Below are 25,213 nucleotides of genomic sequence, written 5' to 3'. Positions count from 1 at the left end.
CTCTATGCAACAAACATAAATGAGCAGGCAGACCTCAGGCGCAGCACTTCCCGACGGGCATTCACACGACGCCGGTCGACCGAGAAGTGGGTAAGAGGAAAATTGCCGGGGCAACCTGGATATAGCGGGATCGGTCACGGAGCAGGCCGCAACACATCTGCCAGCTCCCTCATAGCAGCACACTGATGTCACAATAGTGGCGCGATATTAGATGGCCACTATTTTGGCGTCAATAAATGTATGAACGGGTGCAGCGTTGCCGACGAACGGTAGCAATACAGTCATACCTTTCTGACGATGGTTTCTAAATTCCCTTCCGGCCCGCCTCTCGCAATAATCTGTAAACTCTCCCCTCTTTCGCCGCCCTCTCATCCCGGCGGCCATCACCTCTTTATATTGCGGAGTCAGCCTTGCGTCTGTTTCACACCTCCGACTGGCACCTTGGGCAGAACCTGCACGGCCAGGAGCGCGATTTCGAGCACGCCTGTTTTCTCGAGTGGCTGCTGCGCCAATTGAAGCTGGCGCAGCCGGACGTGCTGCTGATTGCCGGCGACATCTTCGACACGGTCAACCCGCCGGTCAAAGCCCAGGAACGCCTCTACGATTTCATCGTCAGCGCCCACGAACAGCAGCCGTCGCTGACCATCGTGATGATCGCCGGCAACCACGATTCCGGTTCGCGGATCGAACTGCCCGCGCCGTTGATGCGGCGTTTGCGCACCCATGCACTGGGCCGCGTGTTGTGGCTGGATGACGGGCAACTGGATGCGGAACGTCTGCTGCTGCCGCTGCCGAATGCGTCCGGCGAGATCGCCGCGTGGTGCCTGGCGTTGCCGTTCCTGCGGCCTGCCGAAGTGACCGGCGCGCACCTGGGCGATAACTATTTGCGCGGCATCGGCCAAGTGCATGAATGGCTGATCGAAGCGGCGAACGCCAAGCGCCAGCCGGGCCAGGCACTGGTCGCCATCAGCCACGCGCACATGGCCGGCGGCTCGGTGTCGGAAGACTCCGAGCGCAGCCTGATTATCGGCAACGCCGAAGCCCTGCCTGCCAGTCTGTTCGGGCCGAGCATCAGCTACGTCGCCCTCGGCCATTTGCACAAGCCGCAGAAGGTCAATGGTGAAGAACGGATTCGCTACAGCGGCTCGCCGATCCCGTTGTCGTTTTCCGAAATCAGTTATCAGCATCAGGTGCTCGACGTCGTTCTGGACGGCGAAACCCTGGTCAGCGTCGAGCCAATGCTGATCCCCCGCTCCGTCAACCTGCAACGCCTCGGCCCTGCGCCACTGGCGGAAATCCTGCTGCAACTGGCGGACCTGCCGAACATCGACCTGCTGGCCGAAACCCAGCGTCAGCCTTGGCTGGAAGTGCGGGTGCGCCTCGACGAGCCACAACCAGACTTGCGCCATCAAGTCGAAAGCGCCCTGCAAGGCAAGGCTGTGCGACTGGTGCGGATCGCCGCCGAATACGCCGGTAACCGTGGCGCTGACGGCGCCGAGGACGGCAGCGCGCTGATCGAACTGGACCAGCTCACACCACAGGAATTGTTCAGTCGCGCCTGGCTCGACAACTACGGCAGCGAGGTCGACGAGCAAACCCTCAAGGACTTCGCCGAGCTACTGCAAGACGTACAGATGGAGGGCGAGCAGCCATGAAGATTCTCGCCATTCGCTTGAAGAACCTCGCCTCGCTGGCCGGCCCGTTCGAGATCGACTTCACCGCCGAACCGCTAGCCAGCGCCGGTCTGTTCGCAATCACCGGCCCGACCGGCGCCGGCAAAAGCACCCTGCTCGATGCACTGTGCCTGGCACTGTTCGGCGCCGTGCCGCGTCTGAACAACACCGGGCGTGACGCCAAGGTGCCGGACGCCGACGGCGAAATCCTCACTGGCGACCCGCGCACCCTGCTGCGTCGCGGCACCGGTGAAGGCTTTGCCGAAGTGGATTTTGTCGGCGTCGATGGCCGTCGCTATCGCGCGCGCTGGGAAGCCAATCGCGCCCGGGAAAAGGCCGGCGGCAAGTTGCAGGCCAGCCGTCAGAGCCTGCGCGACATCGATCAGGATCAACTGCTCGCCAGCCAGAAAGGTGAGTACAAGACTCAGCTCGAAGCCGCGCTGGGCCTGAACTTCGAACAGTTCACCCGCGCCGTGTTGCTGGCCCAGAGCGAGTTCAGCGCCTTCCTCAAGGCCGACGACAACGACCGCAGCGAACTGCTGGAAAAGCTCACCGACACCGCGCTCTACACCCGCCTCGGCCGTCGCGCGTTCGACAAGACCAAAGAGGCCCGCGAAGCCCACAAGCAATTGCAGGATCAGGCCACCGGCGTGACCCCGCTGGCCCCGGAGGCACGCGCGGAACTCGACGAACGCTTCAACGCCGCCCAACAACAACTCAAGTTGCAGCAGGCGCAGCTCAAGCAGATCGAGCAACAGCACGACTGGCTCAAGGAGCTGCTGCGACTGCAAGACTCGCAACAAGCCGCCGCCGAACAACTGCGCAGCGCCGAGCACGAGCGAGAGTCGCTGGCCGGTGAGCGTCTGAAGCTCACCCGTCTGGAACAACTTGCCCCGCAACGTCACCAGTTCGCCCGCAAAACCGAACTGGATGCACAGCTGACGCCACTCGCTGCCCAGATCCACGCGCACACCCGGCAACATGGCGAGCTGACCGAGCGCCAGGCGCGACTGGAACAGGATCTCGCCGCCGCGCAGATCGCCCTGACCCAGGCGCAAACGCAGCATAGCGAAAGCGCACCGCTGTTGCGTCAGGCGTTCGATGAGCAAAGCACCCTCGCCCGCCTCGCCAGGGATGTAGCGTCGGGCAGCGAAGCGAAGCAAGCCGCAGAACAGGCCTGCACTCAGGTCCAAAGCGCGATCCAGACCCTGCTCGATCAGCAAAAACAGGTCGCCGATCGCTTGCAGCGCATTGCCGCCGATCTTGAGCAAAGCGCTCACTTGGCACCGTTGAGCGAAGCGTGGAATGCCTATCGCGACCGCTTGCAGCAACTGATGCTGATCGGCAACCGGTTGAACAAAGGCCAAAGCGAACTGGCGTCTCTCGAGGAAAACGCCACCCGCGCCGCCGAAGCGCTCACCACGCAGAAGCAGCAGCTGGAAGTGCTGTTCAAGGAGGCTGGCGCCGAGCCGGACGCAGTCGCCGAGCAGATCGGCATTCTCGGTACTCTGCTGCAGGACAACCGCAAACAACTGCGCGCCATCGAAGACCTGACGCGGCTGTGGGCCAGCCAGCAGGATCTGGACAAGCGCAGTGCCGAGCTGCAACAGCGTCAGCTCGATGCGCAACAGGAGCGCGAGCGCCTGACCCAGGACGGGGTGAAAACCAAGTCCGAGCTGACTGTCGCCGAACAGACCCTTAACGTCACCCGTGAACTGCTTGAGCGCCAGCGTCTGGCCCGCAGTGCCAGTGTCGAAGAGCTGCGTGCGCAATTGCAGGACGACCAGCCGTGCCCGGTCTGCGGCAGCAACGAACATCCTTATCACCAGCCGGAAGCCCTGTTGCAAAGCCTCGGCCGTCACGATGAAAGCGAGCAGGCCAGCGCGCAGCAAGCCGTCGATCAACTGAAGGAAAAACTCACCGAGCTGCGCGCCGATGTCGGTGGGGTGATTGCCCGGCAAAAGGAACTGCTGCAACAGCAGGAGCAACTGGCCGCTCAGCAACAATCGCTGACGCCGAGCATCGAAGCGCATCCGCTCGCGGCATCGTTGCTGAATCAGGACAGTGACAAGCGCACGGCGTGGCTCACCCGCCAGAACGATCAACTAAATCAAAGCATCACCCAGGACGAGCAGCGCCAGTCCGCCCTGCTCACGCTGCAACAGGACGCGGCGCGGCTGACCCAGCAATTGCGGCAGGCCGAGACGGCACACCAGCAAGCGGCGCAACAACTGAGCAATCAGCAACGCGAACTGAGCGCTGACCGCCAGCGCCTGGACGAAGAGCTGGCAGCCTTCGCCACGCTGTTGCCGAGCGACACCCTTGATGCCTTGCGCGCTGAACCGGCCGCGACCTTCATGCAACTTGACCGGCAGATCGCCGAACGTCTGGCGCAAGTCGAACAGCAAAAGGAAGAACTGACCGAACAGCAACAACGCCAGCAAACGCTCGAGAAGGAACAGGATCGCCAACAGGGCCGTGTCGAGCAATTGCAAAACGCTGAGCAGCAGCTCAACGCACTGACCGAACAGCAACTCGCCAGCCAGCAGAAGCTGGCGCAATTACTCGGCGATCACACCTGCGCCGAGCATTGGCAGCAGCAACTGGAACAAGCGGTGGAACTGGCGCGCAACGCCGAATCCACCACGACTCAGGCGCTCCAGGAAACGCGTACGCAAAGGGTGCAAATCGCCGCCGAACTCAAAGCGCAGCAAGAGCGTCTGCAAGCGCTGGAAACCGAAGACCGCGATCTGGCCGGCAAAATTGCCGACTGGCGCGCCCGTCATCCGGAGCTGGATGACGGCGGCCTTGAAGACCTGCTGCGGATTGATGACGCCCAGGTCGACGAACTGCGCCAGCGCTTGCAGCGCAACGAAAAAGCCGTTGAACAGGCCACCGTGTTGTTGCAGGAACGTGATCAGCGCCTGCTCGATCATCAGGCCCAACACAATGGCAACCTCGATGCGGAACAACTCGCCAGTGCCCTCGCCGACCTGCAAAACCAGTGCGCGGCCAGCGAACAGCAATGTGCCGAACTGCGCGCCGAGCAGGCCGAAGACCAGCGCCGCCAGAACGCCAATCAGGCGCTGGCGCAGCAGATCGCCGACGCCTATGCCGAGTATCAGCGCTGGGCGCGGCTCAATGCGCTGATCGGCTCGGCCACCGGCGACACGTTCCGCAAGATCGCCCAGGCCTACAACCTTGACCTGCTGGTGCATCACGCCAACGTGCAACTGCGGCAACTGGTCAAGCGCTATCGCCTCAAGCGCGGCGGCAGCATGCTCGGCCTGCTGGTGATGGACACCGAAATGGGCGACGAACTGCGCTCGGTGCATTCGTTGTCCGGCGGCGAAACCTTCCTGGTTTCGCTGGCGCTTGCACTGGGCCTGGCCTCGATGGCGTCGAGCACGTTGAAGATCGAATCGCTGTTCATCGACGAAGGCTTCGGCAGCCTCGATCCGGAATCCCTGCAACTGGCCATGGACGCTCTCGACGGCTTGCAGGCTCAGGGGCGCAAGGTGGCGGTGATTTCCCACGTGCAGGAAATGCACGAACGGATTCCGGTGCAGATTCAGGTACAGCGCCAGGGCAACGGTCTGAGCACACTGGAGGTGAAATGAACACGCTGTATTCCTTCCGCCGCTGCCCGTACGCGATGCGGGCGCGGATGGCCCTGCGTTATTCGGACGTGCCGGTGGACATCGTCGAAGTCAGCCTCAAGGCCAAACCGGCCGCGATGCTGGCGATCTCGCCCAAGGGCACGGTGCCGGTGCTGGATGCGAACGGTCAGGTGATCGATGAAAGCCTGGAGATCATGCGCTGGGCGCTGGCGCAGCATGATCCGGATGACTGGTTGCTGAATGGCGATTCAAGGATTGCCGAGTTGATCGAAGCCAACGACCAAGTGTTCAAGGTTCACTTGAATCGCTACAAGTACGCCGAGCGTTATCCGGAACAACCGATGGAGGTTTATCGCGCGGAAGGTGCGTTGTTTTTGCAGCGGCTCGATGAGCTGCTCGAAGGTCGCGATTATTTGCTGGCCGGGCATCCGAGCCTGGCCGATATCGCGCTGTTGCCGTTCGTTCGCCAGTTCGCTCACGTTGATCGTGACTGGTTTGCGCAGACGCCTTACGTGCGGTTGCAGGCCTGGTTGCAGCGGTTTCTGGAATCGGAGCTGTTCACCGATATCATGAAAAAGTAAGCGCGTTACGCCAGCACTTCACACATGCCGATCGCCGAGCAATCCACTTCGAACGGGCCGAGAAAACCGCTGGAAGTTTTCACCGGCGGATTGCCGGCCAGCAGCCCCAGCGCATTGGCCCGTTCGATGTTGTGCGCGATGTTGTGGTTGGCCTCTATGGCCCGGGCCAGCCCTCCGACCGAGCCCTGGCCGAATCCCAGAAGCGAGGCGCCGTTGGTCATGAACGCCAGTCCGGCAATGACCCAGAGTCTGTAGCCTTTCATGCTCCGCCGACTCCCGCGAGTTCAGTCGAATCCACCGCCGCGTTTTGCGAGCGGAGTTCGAACTGGATGCCGGGATGTGCAACGTCGATCGGTGCTTCGAAGCTGTGTTGCGACTGCGACGCCAGACTGACAAACAGCACCATGACCAGGTACAGACCGATGGCCACGTAGGCGCCGCGCTTGGCGGAAGTGATGATTGAACTGGCCATGATGTGTGCTCCGTGGACAATGTTTCGAGGTCCACAGAATCGATCAAAAAAGCCGGGGTAACCACTCAGCGTTTGCCATAGTAACCATCAGCTTCGTTGATTATTTAGCCGGTCTATTTCTCCGTTTGAAAATAGCTATCGCCGGTCGAACCGCAGATAAAAAACTGCCCAAGGCTGCGATCTTTTGATTTTGCTTTTTTAGAAACAAGATCAAAGGATCGCAGCCTTGGGCAGTTCCAGGGCGTGACGGAAATTTCAGTGTTGGGCTTTGTGATCCAGCGCGGCGTAGAAGTTGGCGCTTTGTTGCAGGTATTTCTGGGTGTAGCTCTGGGTATGGGATTTTTTGCTGCTGATTTCAACGTTGGCACTGGCTGGCAGGGCCACGGTGGCGGAGATGGCGGAAGCGGCAATCACGGAGAAGAGATTGAAGTTCATGGCGGTAACCCTCGTGTTCAGTTGGCTTGCTTGCCCGGTTGGGCCGTGAAGCAAACTTAACGCTCAAGGGTTAATCGCTTGAAATGCTTTGCAACATTACCTGTTATCAGCAGGATTAATACAAAGCTTCAGGCCCCGTAGACCGGGGCCTGCGGCTTATTGACGCACGAGAAACTTGAGGTCGCTCGGGGCGTCCATCGGCAGTTTTTGCACGGTTTTGCCCAGCAGACCGGTCTTGCCGTCGCGCTCGACCACGACAATCTGGTTGCTCTTCTGGTTGGCGATCAGCAGGAATTTACCGCTTGGATCGAGGCTGAACTCACGCGGGTGATCGCCTTCCACCGAACGTCGTTGCAATTCCTTTAGCTGGCCGCTGGCCGGGTCAATCGCGAATACCAGCAGCTGATTGGCGGTGCCACGGTTACTGACGTAAAGGAATTTGCCGTCGGCGGACGCATGCAGCGCCGCAGCGGCTTTGTCTGACGTCGGCTGGCCGGCCGCCAGATCAACCATTTGCGTCTGGGTCAGCACGCCGTCCTTGTAGTCGAATACCGCGACCTGAGCGCTCATTTCCATGGTCAGCCAGGCATGCTTGCCGTCCGCACTGAACAACAGATGACGCGGCCCACTGCCGGGTGGCAGTTGCACCGAAGCGGTTTTCGCCGGGGTCAGCGGCAGGTCCGGATTGGCTTTCGGGTCGAATTGGTAGATGAAGACTTTATCCGCACCGAGATCATTGGAGAACACATAACGACCGTCCGGCGAAGAGACCGTCGAGTGCACGTGGTTCGAGGCCTGACGCTCCGGATTGACCCGGCTCGCCGGGTGCGCGCTCATCTGCACCACCGGTTTGAGCTGGCCGTCGCTGCCCACCGGCAATACCGCGAGGGTGCCGCCCGGATCTTCGACCACGGAATAGTTGCTGACGAACAGATGACTGGCGTCGCCGCTGAGGCTCGAATGGGTCGGCTCGTTGCCCAGGCTCTGGACCTGATTGATCAGGGTCAGGGCGTGGGTCTTGGGATCGATCGAATAACTGCTGACGCGACCGACCGGATCTTTCTGGCCCGGACCGTTTTCGTTGACCACGAACAACCGGTTCTGATCCTTGGACAGGGTCAGCCACGACGGGTTTTCGCTCTTGATCACTTGCAGCGGCTTGGCGGCGATCTGGCCGGTGGCACTGTCGAAGCTCATCCGGTAGATGCCTTCGCTGGGGCCGGCAGTGTAGGAGCCCACCAAAAACTGGAAGCTTTCGGCCGAGGCACTGGAAAGGCCCATCGCGCCGACGCTGCCGGCCATCAGCAATGGCCAGAATTTACGCATGTTCATTCGGTTTCATCCTCGTCATCGGCGCTGCTCAGTACATCGCCGAGGCAGACCAGACGGTGTTCGCCAACGGTTTTGGTGTCGCTGGAAAAACCGACGATCAGCCAGCTCTGCAGATCTTCATCAAACGTCGCCGCTGCAACTTGAGCCGGGGTGAATTCCCAATGCTTGGCGACCCGGCCATCGATGCATTCGATGTGCAGGTTGTCGTCTTCGTCGAGGGCGAATTCGAAAGCGTGCAGGCCGTCGATTTCGACCATACCGCAGTGTTCGAGGGCGTTGAGAAGGGTGTCGGTTACGGCAGTCATGGCAATCATGTCTTTCAGGGGGGAAAGGGCCAATGATAGCTCAAAGCTGTCGCTGGGCTCCTGTGGGAGCGAGCTTGCTCGCGAATACGGAGTGTCAGGCAATCAACAAGTGACTGGACGACCGCCTTCGCGAGCAAGCTCGCTCCCACAGGGATCTCGGGGTGGCTTAGAGGGCTTCGCGCGATGGCTTGCCATCGACCAGCCGCTGAATGCGCAGCGGGTTGGCGTTTTTCAGCGGTTCCGGCAGCAGGCTGTCGGGGTAGTTCTGGAAGCACACCGGACGCAGGAAACGATCGATCGCCAAAGTGCCCACCGAGGTGCCACGGGCATCGGAGGTCGCCGGATACGGCCCGCCGTGGACCATCGAATCACAGACTTCGACACCGGTCGGATAACCGTTGAGCAGGATCCGCCCGACCTTCTGTTCCAACAACGGCGTCAGCTCCGGGAAGCGCTCGAAATCCGTCTGCTCGCCGATGATTGTCGCCGTGAGCTGTCCGTGCAGGCCCTGCAATGCCGCGCTCAACTGCGCCTTGTCGGCCACTTCGACAATCACCGTGGTCGGCCCGAACACTTCTTCCTGCAGCACTTCATCGCCATCGATCAGCAGGCTGACGTCCGCCTTGAACAACTGTGGCTGCGCCTGATTGCCTTGCTGCGGATTGCCCGCCAGATGCTCGATACCGGTGTGCGCCAAGAGTTTTTCCAGGCCCTTGCCGTAGCTGCCAAGGGTGCCGGCATTGAGCATGGTTTGCGCCGGTTGATCACCGATCAGCGCCGCGACCTGCTCAACAAACGCACTGAACTGCGGCGAGCGAATACCGATCACCAGACCCGGGTTGGTACAGAACTGACCGCAGCCCTGCACCACCGACGCGGTCAGATCGCGGGCGACGGTTTCCGAACGCACGGCCAGCGCCTGGGGCAGCACGATCACCGGGTTGATGCTCGACATCTCGGCGAACACCGGGATCGGCTGAGGCCGTGCGGCGGCCATGTCACACAGCGCCCTTCCGCCTCGCAGCGAACCGGTGAAACCCACAGCCTGAATGGCCGGATGCTTGACCAACCATTCACCGACGCCCCCACCGTAGATCATGTTGAACACGCCAGCCGGCATCGCGGTTTTTTCTGCTGCACGGATTAGCGCGTCGGCCACAAGTTCAGCGGTGGCCATGTGGCCGCTGTGGGCCTTGAACACCACCGGGCAACCGGCCGCCAACGCCGACGCGGTGTCGCCGCCGGCAGTGGAGAATGCCAGTGGAAAGTTGCTCGCGCCGAACACTGCCACCGGCCCCAGGCCGATGCGGTACTGGCGCAGATCCGGACGCGGCAGCGGCTGACGATCCGGCAACGGCAAGTCGATGCGCGCACCATAGAAATCACCGCGTCGCAGGACTTTGGCGAACAGTCGCATCTGGCCGCTGGTGCGCCCTCTTTCACCTTGGATGCGCCCGGCAGGCAATGCAGTTTCGCGGCAGACCACGGCGACGAAATCATCGCCCAGCGCATCCAGTTCATCGGCAATCGCATCGAGAAACTGCGCGCGGCGTTCAGCGCTGAGGCTGCGATACGCCGGATAGGCCGCCGCAGCGGCCTTGGCGGCAGCGTCCACTTCCGCTTCCGTGGCCTGAATGAAGTCGTGAGGCAGTGCCTCGCCCGTGGTGGCGTCGACGCTTTGCAGCTTGACGTTGCCTGCCGCACTGCGACGGCCGCCGATGTAGTTGTGACCGAGAATCTGAGTCATGGGATCTCCTTAAAGGGTGCCGATGCTGTCCGGTTCGAATACCGCTGCGACCGGAGCGATGCCGTTGACCAGCGGTGCGCCGAATTCAGCCTGGCTGATCTCGAACACATCGCCCGGCTGGGTGCGGATGCCGTCGGCAAACGACAGGGTCGCCGTGCCGAAGAAGTGAATGTGCACATCACCGGGACGCAGGAACTGGCTGTACTTGAAGTGGTGATATTCGAGGTTCGCCAGGCTGTGGCACATGTTGGCCTCGCCGCTGAGGAATTCGTTCTGCCACAGCACTTGGCCGTCACGCAGGATGCGGCTGGTGCCGGCCAGGTGTTGCGGCAACTCACCCACGCGCAGCTCCGGACCATAGCTGCAACTGCGCAGCTTCGAATGGGCCAGGTACAGGTAATTCTTGCGCTCCATGACGTGATCGGAGAATTCGTTGCCCACCGCAAAACCGAGGCGATACGGCTTGCCGTCGTGGCCGATGATGTAGAGACCGGCCATTTCCGGTTCCTCACCGGCGTCTTCGGCAAACGGCGGCAGCGGGAATGGCTGACCGGGACGCACGACAATGCTGCCGTCGCCCTTGTAGAACCACTCAGGCTGCACGCCTGCCTGCCCCGCCGCCGGTTTGCCGCCCTCCACACCCCACTTGAAGATGCGCATGGTGTCGGTCATCGCCGCTTCGTCGCCGACCTGCTGGTGCATCTTGTCCCGGGCAGACGCGCTGCCAAGATGCGTGAGGCCGGTGCCGCTGACCAACATGTGCGCCGGGTCCGGGTGGTCCAGCGGCGGCAGGATGCGCAGCTCTTTCAGTAACTGCGCGTAATCGTGGCGGGTGCCCAGCCCCAGGGTTTGCACTTGCTGCGCGAGGGTGCTGCCGGCCTCGATCGCGGCCAGGGCCAGATCACGAACGGTGCGCGCATCCTGCACTTCACACACCAGACCGTTTTCGACCACCCCGACACGGCGCTCGCCGCTACTCAATTCGAATTGAACCAGATGCATAAATCCTCTCCTATTCCCTCAAAAACACCGCCGATCCCCATGGGAGCGAGCTTGCTCGCGAAGGCGGTGCATCAGTCACCACAAATGTTGAATGTGCCGAACACTTCGTCGGATCGCCGCCCGGAGCAAGCTCGCTCCCACAGGGTCGGTGATAGTCATTCAGGTTCGGGTGGCGCCTCGGGCACTCGCTGCAAACTGCTCGACCGGCAGCACATGTTTGCGCTCCAGCAAGCGATAGACGACGCCCGTCAGAACCAGCCCGCACACCATCACCGCGGACAGGAAGTACAGGCCCGAAGCGAGGTTGCCGGTGTATTCCTTCAGCGCGCCGATCACGAACGGACCGATATAGCCGCCGAGGTTGCCCACCGAGTTGATCAACGCAATCCCGGCCGCCGCACTGGCACCGGCGAAGAAGCGACCCGGCAAAGTCCAGAACACCGCCGTGCAGGAAAACAGCGCGAACGCCACCAGACACAACGCCGCCAGTTGCGCCACCGGCAACGACAGCCAGGCGCTGAGGAACAGGCCGATCGCGCCCAGTACATAGAGCACCGCCAGATGACCGTAACGGTCATTCAAACGGTCGGAACTGCGCGGAATGATCAGCAGGCCGATGATCCCGAAGATGTACGGCACCGATGACACGAAACCGGTCACCAGATCGCTGCCGCCAAACTGTTTGATCAGGGTCGGCAGCCACAGGCCCAGGCCGTAAATGCTCAGGGTCACCGGCAGGTAAAACAGCGCCAGCAGCAATACGCGTTTGTCCTTGAGCGCGTGCAACGGATTGCCGTGACGGGTCTGGCCGTATTCCTGCAGGTCTCTTTTCAGCTCGCCGGTCAGCCAGTCTTTCTCGGCCTGATCCATCCATTTCACTTGCTGCGGGCCGTCCGGCAGCCAGCGCAATACCGGCCAGGTCAGCAGGATCGCCGGGGTGCCGATGACGATGAACAGCCACTGCCAGCCGTGCAGGCCGAGGATGCCGTCCATGCCCAGCAGTCCGCCGGACACGGGGCCGGTGATCATCATCGCGATGGGTTGGGAAAGGATGAACAGCCCGAGGATCTTGCCGCGATGACGCACCGGGAACCATTGGGTGATGTAGTACAGAACGCCGGGAAAGAACCCCGCCTCCGCCGCGCCGAGCAGAAAGCGCATGACGTAGAAACTGTGCGGGCCCTGGACGAACGCCATGCCGATGGTGATTGCGCCCCAGGTGATCATGATCCGCGCGAACCAGCGCCGCGCACCAAAGCGTTCGAGCATCAGGTTGCTGGGAATCTCTAACAGGAAGTAGCCGATGAAGAACAGCCCGGCACCGAGGCCGTAAGCGGCATCGCCGATACCCACGTCGGCGCCCATGTGCAGCTTGGCGAAGCCGACAGCGGAGCGATCCACATAGGCGATCAGGTACAGCAGGATCAGGAAGGGAATCAGTTTCAGTGTGATGCGCCGGACAAGCCGCAGTTCCTGGCTCATGAGATCGGTCTCCGATTGTTGTTTTTATGGAACCTCGGGGGACGCCTCTCACGCAAAGCCGCCAGGGCCATCCCTCCGTCGAAAACGACTATATAGTAATACTAATTAGGCAACAACACTTCCAAACCGTCGATTTTGAGCTTATGTTTAGCCAAGGCTCGCAAACAATAGTCTTACAATAAGAGAATCGATCATGTCTGATAAGAAACCCACCCTGCGCTCCGCCCAATGGTTTGGCACGGCCGACAAAAACGGCTTCATGTACCGCAGCTGGATGAAGAATCAGGGCATCGCCGACCATCAGTTCCACGGCAAGCCGATCATCGGCATCTGTAACACCTGGTCGGAGCTGACCCCGTGCAACGCGCACTTCCGCCAGATCGCGGAGCACGTCAAACGCGGTGTGATCGAAGCCGGCGGCTTCCCGGTGGAATTCCCGGTGTTTTCCAACGGTGAATCGAACCTGCGCCCGACCGCCATGCTCACCCGCAACCTGGCGAGCATGGACGTCGAGGAAGCGATTCGCGGCAACCCGATTGACGGCGTGGTGCTGCTGACCGGTTGCGACAAGACCACCCCGGCCCTGCTGATGGGCGCGGCCAGTTGCGACGTGCCGGCGATCGTCGTCACCGGCGGGCCGATGCTCAACGGCAAGCACAAGGGCAAGGACATCGGCTCCGGCACCGTGGTCTGGCAGCTCAGCGAGCAGGTCAAGGCCGGCACCATCACGATTGACGATTTCCTCGCGGCCGAAGGCGGCATGTCCCGTTCGGCCGGCACCTGCAACACCATGGGCACCGCGTCGACCATGGCCTGCATGGCCGAAGCACTCGGCACGTCGCTGCCGCACAACGCGGCGATTCCGGCAGTGGATGCGCGGCGTTATGTGTTGGCGCACATGTCCGGCATGCGTGCGGTGGAGATGGTTCGTGAAGACTTGAAACTGTCGAAGATCCTGACCAAGGAGGCCTTCGAAAACGCAATCCGGGTCAACGCAGCGATTGGCGGTTCGACCAACGCGGTAATCCACCTCAAAGCCATCGCCGGACGCATCGGCGTCGAGCTGGATCTGGACGACTGGACCCGTATCGGTCGCGGCATGCCAACCATCGTCGACCTGCAACCGTCCGGGCGCTTCCTGATGGAAGAGTTCTACTATGCGGGCGGCTTGCCAGCCGTACTGCGCCGCCTCGGCGAGGCCAATCTGATTCCCAACCCGAACGCGCTGACCGTCAACGGCAAATCCATCGGCGAGAACACCAAGGACGCGCCGATCTACGGCGAAGACCAAGTGATCCGCACCCTCGACAATCCGATCCGTGCCGACGGCGGAATCTGTGTATTGCGCGGCAACCTGGCGCCACTGGGCGCGGTGCTCAAGCCGTCAGCCGCCACGCCGGAACTGATGCAGCACCGTGGTCGCGCCGTCGTGTTCGAGAACTTCGACATGTACAAGGCGCGAATCAACGACCCGGAACTGGACGTCGATGCGAACTCGATTCTGGTGATGAAAAACTGCGGGCCGAAGGGTTATCCGGGCATGGCCGAAGTCGGCAACATGGGCTTGCCGGCCAAACTGCTGGCGCAGGGCGTGACCGACATGGTGCGCATCTCCGACGCGCGGATGAGCGGCACCGCTTACGGCACGGTTGTGTTGCACGTCGCCCCGGAAGCGGCGGCAGGCGGGCCTCTGGCGGCGGTGAAGGAAGGCGACTGGATCGAGCTGGACTGCGCCAACGGGCGTTTGCACCTGGACATTCCGGACGCCGAACTGGCGGCGCGCATGGCGGATCTGCAACCGCCGCAACAGCTGTTGGTGGGTGGGTATCGTCAGTTGTATATCGACCATGTGCTGCAGGCGGATCAGGGTTGCGATTTCGACTTCCTGGTAGGTTGCCGAGGTGCCGAGGTTCCGCGTCACTCCCACTGACCTTCTCCACTGATCGTTCCCATGCTCCGCGTGGGAATGCAGCCCGGGACGCTCTGCGTCCCATTCGAGAGCTGGAACGCGGAGCGTCCCTTGAGGCATTCCCACGCAGAGCGTGGGAACGATCATTGCGTAGGTCCAGATTACGCCGTGCCTGCTATGATGCGCGGCATCTCCATCGCTCAGGATCGCGCCGCTCCCCATGGATTACCGCAAACCTTCCGACCGTAAAAGCATGCACTCGCGCATCGTCCAGGAACTGGGCATGCAGATTGTTTCCGGACGCTTTCTGCCCTGCGACAAGCTGCCCGCCGAAGCCTTGCTCTGCGAGGAATACGCGGTCAGCCGGCCGGTGTTGCGCGAAGCCACGCGAGTGCTGGTCGCCAAGGGCCTGGTGTATTCGAAACCACGGGTCGGCACGGTGGTCAAGCCACGCCGCGAATGGCACATGCTCGACCCGGACGTGCTGCACTGGCTGATGCAAAGCAGCCCGCAGAACGAGTTCTTCAATGTCCTGACCAGCGTGCGCAGCATCATCGAACCGGCCGCCGCCGCCCTCGCCGCCCAGCACGCCACCGATGCCGATATCGCATCGATTGCCGAGGCTTACCAGCGCATGGAAGCCGCGCCGAGCCCGGAAGCCTTGCTGCAACCGGATCTGGATTTTCACAGCCGGATTGCCGACGCGACTCACAACGATTTGTTGGCGAACCTGTGCAACATGCTGTCGGTGGCGATTGCCGAGGCGTTGAAGCATTCGAACCAGCGACCGAATCTGCATGAACTGGCGTTGCCTCGGCACAAGGCGATTCTGACGGCGATCGAGAACCGGGATGCGTTAGGCGCGCGGCATGCGACGCTGGTGCAACTGGACGATGCACGGAGTGCCTTGAGCGTTGTGCTCGGCACCGAACTCTCCTGAACACAACTAAACCCTGTGGGAGCTGGATAACCAGCTCCCACAGGGTTAATCGTGAACTTCGCGACATAAAAAAGCCGCAACCCCAGGGTTGCGGCTTTTTCGTTTCAGGCTCGCCGATCAGTGAGCAAACAGGGAATTACCCTTCTGCCCCGCCAGCTTCTCCGGCTTGATCAGGAACTTCGCCAGTGCTGGCAGCAGCCACAGCGCACCGAACATGTTCCACAGCAGCATGAAGGTCAGCATCAGGCCCATGTCAGCCTGGAACTTGATCGCCGAGAAGATCCAGGTGCAGACGCCGATGGCCAGGCACAGACCGGTGAACAGCACCGCTTTACCGGTGGATTTCAAGGTCTGGTAATAGGCTTCCTGCAAAGGCAGGCCGGCACGCAGGAAGCTCTCCAGACGGCTGTAGATGTAAATGCCATAGTCCACGCCGATTCCCACACCCAGCGCCACCACCGGCAGTGTCGCTACCTTGACGCCGATGCCCATGAACGCCATCAGCGCGTTGCCCAGCACCGAGGTCAGCACCAGCGGCAGCACAATGCACAAGGTTGCCGCCCAGGAGCGGAAGGTGATCATGCACATGACCGCCACGCAGATGTACACCAGGATCAGGATGGTCAGCTCGGACTTCTTGATCACCTCGTTGGTGGCCGCTTCGATCCCGGCGTTACCGGCGGCGAGGATGAACTCCAGGCCTTCCTTGTTGTTTTCCTTGGCGAACTCCTGCACCGCATGCACCGCGCGATCCAGGGTTTCAGCCTTGTGATCGTTGAGGAACACCAGCACCGGCGCCAGCGAGCAACTGTTGTTGTACAGGCCGTCGGCCCGGGCGATGGAGTTGTTCAGCACGTCCGGGTTGCGCGACAGGGTTTCCCATTTCAGGTTGCCCTCGTTCATGCCCTTGATCATCTGCTTGGACACCGTCACCAGTGAGATCGCCGACTGCACGCCCTCGGTGTTCTGCATCTTCCACATCAGCTCGTCGATCGGCGCCATGGCTTCATAGCGCGAGCAGCCTTCGGACTTGGTCTTGACCATCACTACCAGCACGTCGGAACTGGTGGAGTAGTTGCTGATGATGAAGTTGTTGTCCTTGTTGTAGCGCGAATCCGGACGAAGCTCCGGCGCGCCCTGGTCGAGGTCGCCGATCTTCAGGTTCTGGCTGTACCAGAGACCGCCACCGAAGGCGACCAGCGCCAGGGCGATGGAAATCGGGGCGACTTTAGGGTTGGCGAAGTTCGACAGCAGGCGCCAGAACGGATGTTCGCGGTGCGCATCCTTCTTGCTCTTGGCAATGGCGCGCTTGCTGATGCCGACATAGGAAATCGCCACCGGCAGCAGGATCAGGTTGGTGAACACGATCACCGCCACACCGATGGACGCACCGATGGCCAGTTCGCGAATCACGCCGATGTCGATGATCAGCAGCGTAATGAAGCCGACCGCGTCCGCCAGAATCGCGATCATCCCCGGCAGGAACAGCTGACGGAAGGTCCGCCGTGCCGCCGTCAACGCGTTATCGGCCTCACCGGATTGCAGGGCGATACCGTTGATTTTCTGCACGCCGTGGGAAATGCCGATGGCGAAGATCAGGAACGGTACCAGCATCGAATACGGGTCGAGGCCGAACCCGAAGAAGTGCATCAACCCTAGTTGCCAGATCACCGCCACCAGCGTGGTGCTCAATACTGCCACGGTGCTGCGCAGGCAGTTGGTGAACCACAGCAGCAGGATCAGGGTGATGACGAAGGCGATGCCGAAGAACATCACCACCATCACCAGACCATCGATCAGGTCACCGACCTTCTTGGCGAAGCCGACGATGTGAATCTTGACGTTGGGGTTCTGCGCTTCGAACTTGTTGCGGATCTTGTCTTCGAGCTCATGGGAGAACTGGCGATAGTCCAGCGCCAGCAACTTGCCCTGGTCCTGCGGGTCCGGGTAGGACTCCAGCAACGGGATGTCGACGATGCTCGACTTGAAGTCGTTGGCCACCAGACGCCCGACCTGGCCGGACTTGAGCACGTTGTTGCGCAGCAGATCGAGGCTGTCCTGGGAGCCGTTGTAGCTTTGCGGGATCACTTCGCCGCCGGCAAAACCTTCCTCGGTCACTTCGGTCCAGCGCACGCTCGGGCTCCACAGCGACTTCAGACCTGAACGGTCGACGCCGGAGATGTAGAACACCTCGTCGTTGATCTGACGCAGGGTCTCCATGTACTCCTTGGAGAAGATGTCGCCATCCTTCGCTTCCACCGAAATGCGCACGGTGTTGCCCAGGTTCGCCAGATCGTTGCGATGCTCCATCATCTTTTCAATGAACGGATGCTTGAGCGGGATCATCTTTTCGAAACTGGTGGACGGGCGGATCAGCGTGGCCTGCCAGAACAGGAAAATGCTGACCAGCAGGCAGATCACGATCACTGCCGGGCGGTTGTTGAAGATCAGGCGCTCGAGAAACGTCGCCTTGTCCTGATGATGAGTGCTCAAGGAAGTCATAGCCCCGCCTTCTTATTATTGATTCGGCTCATTTGCCCAGCTCGGCGCCGTTCGCGGTTGTCACCCGAACGCCACCCTGCCCGCTCAGGATCAGATTGCCGTTGCCGGCGGCGGTGACCGACGACAGCGAGATGCGATCCGGACGGTTGAACACGCTGAAGGTTTCGCCGTTGTCACTGCTGCTGACCACCGAGCCGCCGTTGCCGACGATGACGATGGAGCCGTCGTCGAGCAGTGTGGCGCCGGACAGGCCGAACTCCAGCGAACCGCGCGCGGCTTTCAGTTCAACCTGCTCCCAAGTGCTGCCGAAATCGGTGGACCGGTAAAGATTGCCGCGCAGACCGTAGGCCAGCAGGGTTTGCGGTTGCGCCGTGCCGATCACGCCGAACAGCGAACCTTCGTACGGGCCTTCGAGTTTTTCCCAGGTCTGACCCCAGTCGGCGGAGCGGAACATGCTGCCCGACTCGCCGACGATGAACAGGCCGGCGTCTTTTACGGCGCCGATGGCGTTGAGGTGGAACTGGTCTTCGTTGTCGAGGCGATCGCTGACGTCTTCCCAGTGCTTGCCGCCGTCGGTGGTTTCCAGCAGCGCGCCGTAGGCACCCACGGCCAGGCCACTGTTGACGTCCTTGAACCAGACGTCGAGCAGCGGTGATTCGCGTTTGAGGTCTTCGAACTGTTTGGTCCAGGTCAGGCCGCCGTCTTCGCTGGCAAGGATCTGTGCGTCGTGGCCGACGGCCCAGCCATGCTTGTCATCGACGAAATACACGGCGGTCAGCAACTGGCGGCTCGGCACTTTGGCCTGGGTCCAGGTCTTGCCCTGATCGTCGGAATAGAGAATGTGCCCGCGATCCCCGACCGCCACCAGCCGGGTTCCGGCGTGAACGACATCGAGCATCAGGCTTTTCGAGGCCTTGGCCGATTCGGTGGAATAGACCACATCGGCTGGCGCTTCGGCCGCCAGGACAGGCGCCGACAAGGTGGCAAAGCCCAGCAGAGAGAGTGCTGTGGCCAGCAACGCGGTGTTGCGTAACGCCGGCGGGCGGCAACGACTCATAGACCTTCCCCTGTTTATTATTGTTGGTCATGGACCTTAAAGGGCGCCGCAAGGGTGCTCACGGTGACTGCCTGGTCACAAGCATAGTCCTGAAACCCGCCATCCAGAGCCCCTTCGGAAGCTGGCTCATCCTATCGGGCATTCGAAACGTCTGACAATCGGCGCAACGTTATCTTTTGTTAACCGAAAGGGACTACAGCAGCAGCTGAATGCGCGGGCATTCGTCCGACTGATGGCAGGGATTCTTGCGAGAGGGACTTGCACGATCGGTATTATGGTATACCATCAGACGCACAGACACTCTTTATCCCCTACGGAGCAGCTCATGAGTTTCGAAATTCGCAAGATCGTCAGCTATGTCGAAGAGACCTTCATCGAAGGCGGCAAGGCGTCCGACACCCCGGTGACCATGGTCGGCCTGGCCGTCGTCATGAAGAACCCGTGGGTCGGCAATGGCTTTGTCGAAGACCTCAAGCCGCAGATCCGCGCCAATTGCTCCGACCTCGGCGCGATGATGGTCAAGCGTCTGGTGGGCATCATCGGCGGTGCCGAGAAGATCGAGGCTTATGGCAAAGCGGCTGTGGTCGGCGCCGATGGTGAAATCGAGCACGCGTCGGCGGTGATCCACACCCTGCGCTTCGGCAATCACTACCGCGAAGCGGTCAAGGCCAAGAGTTATCTGAGCTTCACCAACAAGCGTGGCGGTCCGGGCACTTCGATCCAGATCCCGATGATGCACAAGGACGACGAAGGCCTGCGCTCGCACTACATCACTCTGGAAATGCAGATCGAAGACGCCCCGCGCGCCGACGAAATTGTCGTGGTGCTCGGTTGCGCCGACGGTGGTCGCCTGCACCCGCGCATCGGCAACCGTTACATCGATCTGGAAGAACTGGCCGCCGAAAAAGCCCAGTAATCACAATAAAAAAAGGCATTGCAGGAGCGCTCCATGATTCGGCTCACCGCTGAACTCACCCCGGCCGGCACCAGTTATCTGGCGACCGGCCAAGGCCAACCCGTGGTGTTGATCCACGGCGTGGGTCTGAATAAAGAAATGTGGGGCGGCCAGATCGTTGGCCTGGCCACGCAATACCGGGTGATCGCCTACGACATGCTCGGCCATGGTGCCAGCCCGCGACCGGCCAGCGGCACTGCCCTGCTCGGCTATGCCGATCAGTTGCTGGAGTTGCTTGACCACCTGCAATTGCCCGAGGCGTCGGTGATCGGCTTTTCCATGGGCGGTCTGGTGGCGCGGGCGTTTGCCCTGCATTACCCCGAACGCCTGAAAAGCCTGGTGGTGCTCAATAGCGTATTCAACCGCAGCGAAGAGCAACGCGCCGGCGTCATCGCCCGTACCGCGCAAGCCGCCAAGCACGGGCCGGACGCGAATGCCGAAGCGGCGCTGTCGCGCTGGTTCAGCCGCGAATATCAGGCGGCCAACCCGGCGCAGATCGCCGCGATTCGCCAGACCCTTGCCGGCAATGATCCGCAAGGCTATCTGACGACCTACGAACTGTTCGCCACCCAGGACATGTACCGCGCCGACGACCTGGGCAGCATTCAGGCGCCGACGCTGATCGCCACCGGCGAACTGGATCCCGGATCGACCCCGGAAATGGCCGAGCAACTGGCCGCGCGCATTCCCGGCGCGAAGGTTGCCGTGCTGCCGGAGCAACGGCATATGATGCCGGTAGAGTCGCCACGGCTGGTGAACCAGACGCTGCTGGAATTTCTCGACACCGCACACGCCCGACAAAACCATATAAAGGGGATCGTTGCATGACGCTCGCACGCTTCCAGATGTGCATCGGCGGAGAATGGGTCGACGCCCTCTCCGGCAAGACTTTCGAAAGCCTCAACCCGGCGCTCGCCGAGCCCTGGGCCGAACTGCCCGACGCCGATGAGGCCGATGTCGAACGCGCCGTGCAAGCAGCACAGACTGCCTTCGACAGCCCGGCATGGCGTGATTTGACCGCCACCGCGCGCGGCAAACTGTTGCGCCGTCTCGGTGATCTGATCGCCGAGAACAAGGAACAACTGGCGCAGCTGGAAAGCCGCGACAACGGCAAGCTGATCCGCGAAACCCGGGGGCAGGTCGGTTATCTGCCGGAGTTTTTTCACTACACCGCCGGCCTTGCGGACAAGCTCGAGGGCGGCACCCTGCCGCTGGATAAGCCCGATCTGTTCGCCTACACCGTGCACGAAGCCATGGGCGTGGTTGCCGCGATCATTCCGTGGAACAGCCCGCTTTATCTGACCGCGATCAAACTGGCGCCGGCGCTGGCAGCGGGCAACACGATTGTGATCAAACCGTCCGAACACGCCTCGGCGACTATTCTCGAACTGGCACGTCTGGCCCTCGAGGCCGGGATTCCGCCGGGTGTGGTCAACGTCGTCACCGGTTACGGCCCGAGCACGGGCGCCGCCCTCACCCGTCATCCGTTGATCCGCAAAATCGCCTTCACCGGCGGCGCGGCCACGGCCCGGCATGTGGTGCGCAGCAGCGCCGAGAACTTCGCCAAGCTGTCGCTGGAGCTGGGTGGCAAGTCGCCGAACATCATCTTCGCCGACGCCGATCTCGACAGCGCGATCAACGGCGCCATCGCCGGGATCTACGCGGCGTCCGGGCAGAGCTGCGTCTCCGGTTCGCGACTGCTGGTGCAGGATGAAATCTACGACGAATTCGTCAGCCGGCTGGCGGAGCGCGCCCAGCGCATCCGCATCGGCAACCCGCAGGACGACAGCAGCGAAATGGGCCCGATGGCCACCGCGCAGCAACTGGCCGTGGTGGAAGGTCTGGTGGCCGACGCCATCGCTGAAGGCGCGCGTCTGCGTCTGGGCGGCAAGCGTCCGAGTGGCGTGGGCGATGGCTGGTTCTACGAGCCGACGCTGTTCGAGTGCGACCGCAACTCGATGAAGATCATGCAGGAAGAAGTCTTCGGCCCGGTGGCCTCGGTGATCCGCTTCAAGGACGAAGCCGAAGCGCTGGCGATTGCCAACGACTCGCAGTTCGGCCTCGCCGCCGGCATCTGGACTCGCGATCTGGGCCGCGCCCACCGTCTGGCCCGGGACGTGCGCTCGGGGATCATCTGGGTCAATACCTACCGCGCGGTGTCGGCAATGGCACCGATCGGCGGCTTCAAGAACAGTGGCTATGGACGCGAAAGCGGCATCGATTCGGTGCTGGCCTACACCGAACTGAAAACGGTGTGGATCAACCTCTCCCAGGCACCGATGCCTGATCCGTTTGTGATGCGTTAGGAGTCCTGCGACATGATCGAACCCGGCATTTACAAAGACGTCATGAGCTCGTTTCCGTCCGGGGTCACGGTGGTCACCACCCTCGACCCGGACGGCGGCATCGTCGGGATCACCGCCAGCGCCTTCAGTGCGCTGTCGATTGATCCGGCGCTGGTGCTGTTCTGCCCCAACTACGCCTCCGACACCTACCCGGTGCTGCGCGACAGCAAGCGTTTCGCGATCCATTTGCTGTCCGCTGACCAGACGACCGAGGCCTACGCTTTCGCCGGCAAAGGCAAGGACAAGGCCAACGGCATCGAGTGGCATTTGAGCGAGCTGGGTAACCCGATCCTCGCCAGGGCCACGGCGATCATCGAGTGCGAACTATGGCGCGAATACGATGGTGGCGACCACGCGATCATCGTCGGCGCGGTGAAGAACCTGATCCTGCCGGAGCAACCGGTGACGCCGATGATTTATCACAAGGGCAAGCTCGGCGCGTTGCCGACCTTGGCTTGAGAAAATAACGCGAAACCCTGTGGGAGCGAGCTTGCTCGCGAAGGCGTAGTGTCAGTCGAAATCAATGTTGCAGGTGCTGACGCTATCGCGAGCAAGCTCGCTCCCACAGGGAATGGTGGTGTGAGAGGTAATGATGAACAACGAGAAGTATGAAAAGGGCCTGAAGATCCGCACACAGGTGCTGGGCGAAGCCTATGTGCAGCGCTCGATCGAGAACGCCGACGACTTCACCCGTCCGCTGCAGGAAATGGTCACCGAATACTGCTGGGGCCACGTCTGGGGACGCGACGGCCTGTCGCTCAAGGAGCGCAGCATGATCAACCTGGCGATGATCTCGGCGCTCAACCGCCCGCACGAACTGAAACTGCATGTGCGCGGCGCCTTGCGTAACGGCCTGAGTCGTGAGCAAATACGCGAAATTCTGCTTCAGGTCGGTATTTATTGCGGCGTCCCGGCAGCCGTGGACAGTTTCCGGCTCGCCCGTGAAGCCTTCGCCGAAGCCGACGCCGAGGCCTCCAGTTAACCCCTCGGCTGTTTGAATGCCCGTCTGGCATGGACAGCCAACTTAAAGAGCGGACCCCATGAAACGCCTGCCACTCGACGACAGCTTCAAGGTCAATCGCAACCCCGTCACCCTGCGCGAAATCGTGCTGGATAAACTGCGAAGCGCCATCATGAACTTCCAGCTGCTGCCGGGCGATCGCCTGGTGGAGCGCGATCTGTGCGATCGCCTGGGCGTGAGCCGTACGTCGGTGCGTGAAGCCTTGCGTCACCTGGAATCCGAAGGCCTGGTGGAATTCGCCGACGCCAAGGGCCCGCGCGTGGCGATCATCACCCTCGCCGATGCCGTCGACATTTATGAACTGCGTTGCGTGCTTGAAGGCCTGATCGTCCAGCTGTTCACCCTGCGTGCCAAGGCCAAGGACATCAAGGCCCTGGAAAAAGCCCTCGACGAGAACCGCAAGGCGCTCAAGGACGGCGAACTGCAACAGGTGATCGACTCGGTGCAGGGTTTCTACGACGTGCTGCTGGAAGGCTCGGGCAACCATGTGGCGGCCACCCAGTTGCGCCAGTTGCAGGCGCGCATCAGTTACCTGCGGGCGACGTCGGTATCCCAGGAAAACCGTCGCGGCGCCAGTAATCACGAAATGGAAAAAATGGTCGAGGCGATCAAGAGCGGTGACGCACTCGCAGCGCATCAGGCCTGCGTCGATCACGTTCGTGCGGCGGCGGCAGTGGCCCTCGATTACCTGAAGCGCAAACAGGAAGAAACCGGCGCCACACCGGCGATCACCCTGCCCATCGCGCTGAAAGAACCGCGCATAGGTCACTGACATGTTCAGCCCGAGCTTTTGCCCGAAATGCGGTGGCACTGACCTCGGTCAGCAAGTACCGCCGGGCGATACGCACGAGCGCCTGATGTGCCGCGGCTGCGGCTACATCCACTATGTGAACCCGAAAATCATCGCCGGCTGCATCATCGAGCAGGACGGCAAATACCTCCTGTGCCAACGGGCGATTCCCCCGCGCCCCGGCACCTGGACCCTGCCCGCCGGTTTCATGGAAAGCGGCGAAACCACCGAACAGGCCGCCCTGCGCGAGGTCTGGGAAGAAAGCGGCGTACGCGCGGAAATCGTCTCGCCTTACTCGATCTTCAGCGTGCCGAAGATCAGCGAGGTCTACATCATCTTCCGCGCCCTCGCGCTGGAAATCACCGGCCAGTACGGCCCGGAAACCCTCGCCTGCAAATTCTTCGCCCCCGAAGACATTCCGTGGGACCAGATCTACTACCCGGCGATCCGGCAGATCCTCGAACGCTACATCGAGGAACGCCAGGCCGGGGTGTATGGCATGTACATGGGCAATGACGACAGCGGCAAGATTCATTTCATGCGTTGACAGTCACCTTCCTCCTTTTTCTGCTCGTTCCCACGTCGAGGCGTCGAACCGTCCGCGTGGGAATGCCTGTTCGGACGCTCCGCGTTCGGCGGTTCAGGGACGCGGAGCGTCCAGGGCTGCATTCCCACGCAGAGCGTGGGAACGATCAATACCGTGGAGTTCAGAGGTGGCCGATGCCTTCAACGATGACGATCTCCGCCCTAGCCCATTCCTCCCTGTAACTTTTCGCTTCCTGATACGCCGCCGAGCGATAACACGCCACGGCCTGTTCGTAGCTGTCGAATTCGATCACCACGCTGCGCTGCGGTGTCGTCCGCCCTTCCATCGCTTCGCTGCGCCCGCCTCTGGCTAAGAACTTCGCGCCGAACTCCGCAAACGCCTTCGGCGCGCGCTGGGTGTATTGGCTGTAGTGATCGGGATCGGTGATGTCCACGTGAGCAATCCAGTACGCCTTCATAGTGACCTCTTGGTTGATTTTGTATTATGGTATACCACGAA

23 protein-coding genes are annotated in these 25,213 nt (G+C 61.5%); 12 read left to right on the top strand and 11 right to left on the bottom strand.

Translation table 11 applies throughout. The features are described 5' to 3' along the window. Window positions 1-410: 410 nt before the first annotated feature. From MKZ87_RS01270 to MKZ87_RS01260, 3 genes are read left to right on the top strand one after another with little or no spacing between them, the layout of a single operon-like run. A complete protein-coding gene (locus MKZ87_RS01270; protein ID WP_085703568.1) occupies window positions 411-1,655 on the top strand; it encodes an exonuclease SbcCD subunit D C-terminal domain-containing protein in 1,245 nt (414 codons plus the stop codon). Beyond that, window positions 1,652-5,293: an AAA family ATPase gene (locus MKZ87_RS01265; RefSeq protein ID WP_266200092.1), complete on the top strand. Its 3,642-nt coding sequence runs from the start codon at window positions 1,652-1,654 to the stop codon at window positions 5,291-5,293. Before MKZ87_RS01270 ends, MKZ87_RS01265 begins: the two co-directional genes overlap by 4 nt. Continuing rightward, window positions 5,290-5,874 carry a glutathione S-transferase gene (locus MKZ87_RS01260; RefSeq protein WP_085703570.1) on the top strand — a complete coding sequence of 195 codons (585 nt, stop codon included), beginning with the start codon at window positions 5,290-5,292 and terminating at the stop codon, window positions 5,872-5,874. The genes MKZ87_RS01265 and MKZ87_RS01260 overlap by 4 nt, the downstream gene beginning before the upstream one ends. A 5-nt stretch (window positions 5,875-5,879) precedes the next feature. Here MKZ87_RS01260 and MKZ87_RS01255 read toward each other — a convergent pair whose 3' ends face one another. The 8 genes from MKZ87_RS01255 to MKZ87_RS01220 form a co-directional block, all read right to left on the bottom strand. Then, window positions 5,880-6,137, bottom strand: coding sequence for a hypothetical protein (locus MKZ87_RS01255; RefSeq protein WP_085698320.1), 258 nt, complete (start codon window positions 6,135-6,137; stop codon window positions 5,880-5,882). Then, on the bottom strand, window positions 6,134-6,346 hold the full coding sequence (locus MKZ87_RS01250) for a hypothetical protein (RefSeq protein ID WP_085690322.1): 213 nt from the start codon (window positions 6,344-6,346) through the stop codon (window positions 6,134-6,136). Before MKZ87_RS01250 ends, MKZ87_RS01255 begins: the two co-directional genes overlap by 4 nt. Window positions 6,347-6,601: 255 nt before the next feature. Next, entirely contained in the window at window positions 6,602-6,781 is a 180-nt protein-coding gene (locus tag MKZ87_RS01245; protein WP_085703571.1) for a hypothetical protein, read from the bottom strand. Between the two features lie 156 nt (window positions 6,782-6,937). Continuing rightward, window positions 6,938-8,113, bottom strand: coding sequence for a lactonase family protein (locus tag MKZ87_RS01240; RefSeq protein WP_085698318.1), 1,176 nt, complete (start codon window positions 8,111-8,113; stop codon window positions 6,938-6,940). Continuing rightward, window positions 8,110-8,418 carry a DUF5629 family protein gene (locus MKZ87_RS01235; protein WP_085698353.1) on the bottom strand — a complete coding sequence of 103 codons (309 nt, stop codon included), beginning with the start codon at window positions 8,416-8,418 and terminating at the stop codon, window positions 8,110-8,112. The genes MKZ87_RS01240 and MKZ87_RS01235 overlap by 4 nt, the downstream gene beginning before the upstream one ends. 166 nt (window positions 8,419-8,584) lie before the next feature. Further along, the gene (locus MKZ87_RS01230) at window positions 8,585-10,165 is read right to left on the bottom strand and encodes an aldehyde dehydrogenase (NADP(+)) (RefSeq protein WP_266200091.1); all 1,581 of its coding nucleotides are present in this window, start codon (window positions 10,163-10,165) and stop codon (window positions 8,585-8,587) included. A 9-nt stretch (window positions 10,166-10,174) separates the two neighbouring features. After that, window positions 10,175-11,167 carry an AraD1 family protein gene (gene araD1 / locus MKZ87_RS01225; RefSeq protein WP_266200090.1) on the bottom strand — a complete coding sequence of 331 codons (993 nt, stop codon included), beginning with the start codon at window positions 11,165-11,167 and terminating at the stop codon, window positions 10,175-10,177. 159 nt (window positions 11,168-11,326) lie between these two features. Beyond that, on the bottom strand, window positions 11,327-12,649 hold the full coding sequence (locus tag MKZ87_RS01220) for an MFS transporter (protein ID WP_266200089.1): 1,323 nt from the start codon (window positions 12,647-12,649) through the stop codon (window positions 11,327-11,329). A 193-nt stretch (window positions 12,650-12,842) separates the two neighbouring features. Here MKZ87_RS01220 and MKZ87_RS01215 point away from each other — a divergent pair, with 193 nt between their 5' ends. Both MKZ87_RS01215 and MKZ87_RS01210 read left to right on the top strand, forming a co-directional pair. Then, a complete protein-coding gene (locus MKZ87_RS01215; RefSeq protein WP_266200088.1) occupies window positions 12,843-14,579 on the top strand; it encodes an IlvD/Edd family dehydratase in 1,737 nt (578 codons plus the stop codon). A gap of 199 nt (window positions 14,580-14,778) precedes the next feature. Next, the gene (locus MKZ87_RS01210; protein WP_085698314.1) at window positions 14,779-15,498 is read left to right on the top strand and encodes a FadR/GntR family transcriptional regulator; all 720 of its coding nucleotides are present in this window, start codon (window positions 14,779-14,781) and stop codon (window positions 15,496-15,498) included. Window positions 15,499-15,615: 117 nt separating this feature from the next. Here the strand turns inward: MKZ87_RS01210 and MKZ87_RS01205 are convergent, their stop codons facing one another. Both MKZ87_RS01205 and MKZ87_RS01200 read right to left on the bottom strand, forming a co-directional pair. Further along, window positions 15,616-18,000: an efflux RND transporter permease subunit gene (locus MKZ87_RS01205; RefSeq protein ID WP_234205526.1), complete on the bottom strand. Its 2,385-nt coding sequence runs from the start codon at window positions 17,998-18,000 to the stop codon at window positions 15,616-15,618. 28 nt (window positions 18,001-18,028) lie between these two features. Then, window positions 18,029-19,057, bottom strand: a complete 1,029-nt coding sequence (locus MKZ87_RS01200) for a WD40/YVTN/BNR-like repeat-containing protein (RefSeq protein WP_266200087.1) — start codon at window positions 19,055-19,057, stop codon at window positions 18,029-18,031. A gap of 325 nt (window positions 19,058-19,382) precedes the next feature. Between MKZ87_RS01200 and MKZ87_RS01195 the strand changes: the two genes are divergently transcribed. From MKZ87_RS01195 to MKZ87_RS01165, 7 genes are all read left to right on the top strand, one after another. Continuing rightward, a complete protein-coding gene (locus tag MKZ87_RS01195) occupies window positions 19,383-19,973 on the top strand; it encodes an amino acid synthesis family protein (protein WP_266200086.1) in 591 nt (196 codons plus the stop codon). A 33-nt stretch (window positions 19,974-20,006) separates the two neighbouring features. Further along, entirely contained in the window at window positions 20,007-20,840 is an 834-nt protein-coding gene (locus tag MKZ87_RS01190) for an alpha/beta fold hydrolase (protein WP_085698311.1), read from the top strand. After that, a complete protein-coding gene (locus MKZ87_RS01185; protein ID WP_085703579.1) occupies window positions 20,837-22,318 on the top strand; it encodes an aldehyde dehydrogenase in 1,482 nt (493 codons plus the stop codon). The genes MKZ87_RS01190 and MKZ87_RS01185 overlap by 4 nt, the downstream gene beginning before the upstream one ends. A 12-nt stretch (window positions 22,319-22,330) precedes the next feature. Then, window positions 22,331-22,816, top strand: a complete 486-nt coding sequence (locus MKZ87_RS01180) for a flavin reductase family protein (RefSeq protein WP_266200085.1) — start codon at window positions 22,331-22,333, stop codon at window positions 22,814-22,816. A 133-nt stretch (window positions 22,817-22,949) separates the two neighbouring features. Then, the gene (locus MKZ87_RS01175) at window positions 22,950-23,339 is read left to right on the top strand and encodes a carboxymuconolactone decarboxylase family protein (protein WP_236196997.1); all 390 of its coding nucleotides are present in this window, start codon (window positions 22,950-22,952) and stop codon (window positions 23,337-23,339) included. A gap of 58 nt (window positions 23,340-23,397) precedes the next feature. Beyond that, window positions 23,398-24,150 carry a GntR family transcriptional regulator gene (locus MKZ87_RS01170; protein WP_085690311.1) on the top strand — a complete coding sequence of 251 codons (753 nt, stop codon included), beginning with the start codon at window positions 23,398-23,400 and terminating at the stop codon, window positions 24,148-24,150. 1 nt (window position 24,151) lies between these two features. Beyond that, window positions 24,152-24,715 carry an NUDIX hydrolase gene (locus MKZ87_RS01165; RefSeq protein ID WP_085698309.1) on the top strand — a complete coding sequence of 188 codons (564 nt, stop codon included), beginning with the start codon at window positions 24,152-24,154 and terminating at the stop codon, window positions 24,713-24,715. A 160-nt stretch (window positions 24,716-24,875) separates the two neighbouring features. Here MKZ87_RS01165 and MKZ87_RS01160 read toward each other — a convergent pair whose 3' ends face one another. Continuing rightward, window positions 24,876-25,172 carry a DUF1330 domain-containing protein gene (locus tag MKZ87_RS01160; RefSeq protein WP_085698308.1) on the bottom strand — a complete coding sequence of 99 codons (297 nt, stop codon included), beginning with the start codon at window positions 25,170-25,172 and terminating at the stop codon, window positions 24,876-24,878. Window positions 25,173-25,213: the final 41 nt, after the last annotated feature.

Source organism: Pseudomonas sp. MCal1 (genome assembly GCF_026341415.1).
GTDB lineage: Bacteria > Pseudomonadota > Gammaproteobacteria > Pseudomonadales > Pseudomonadaceae > Aquipseudomonas.
This window is presented reverse-complemented; position numbering and strand designations above follow the sequence as displayed.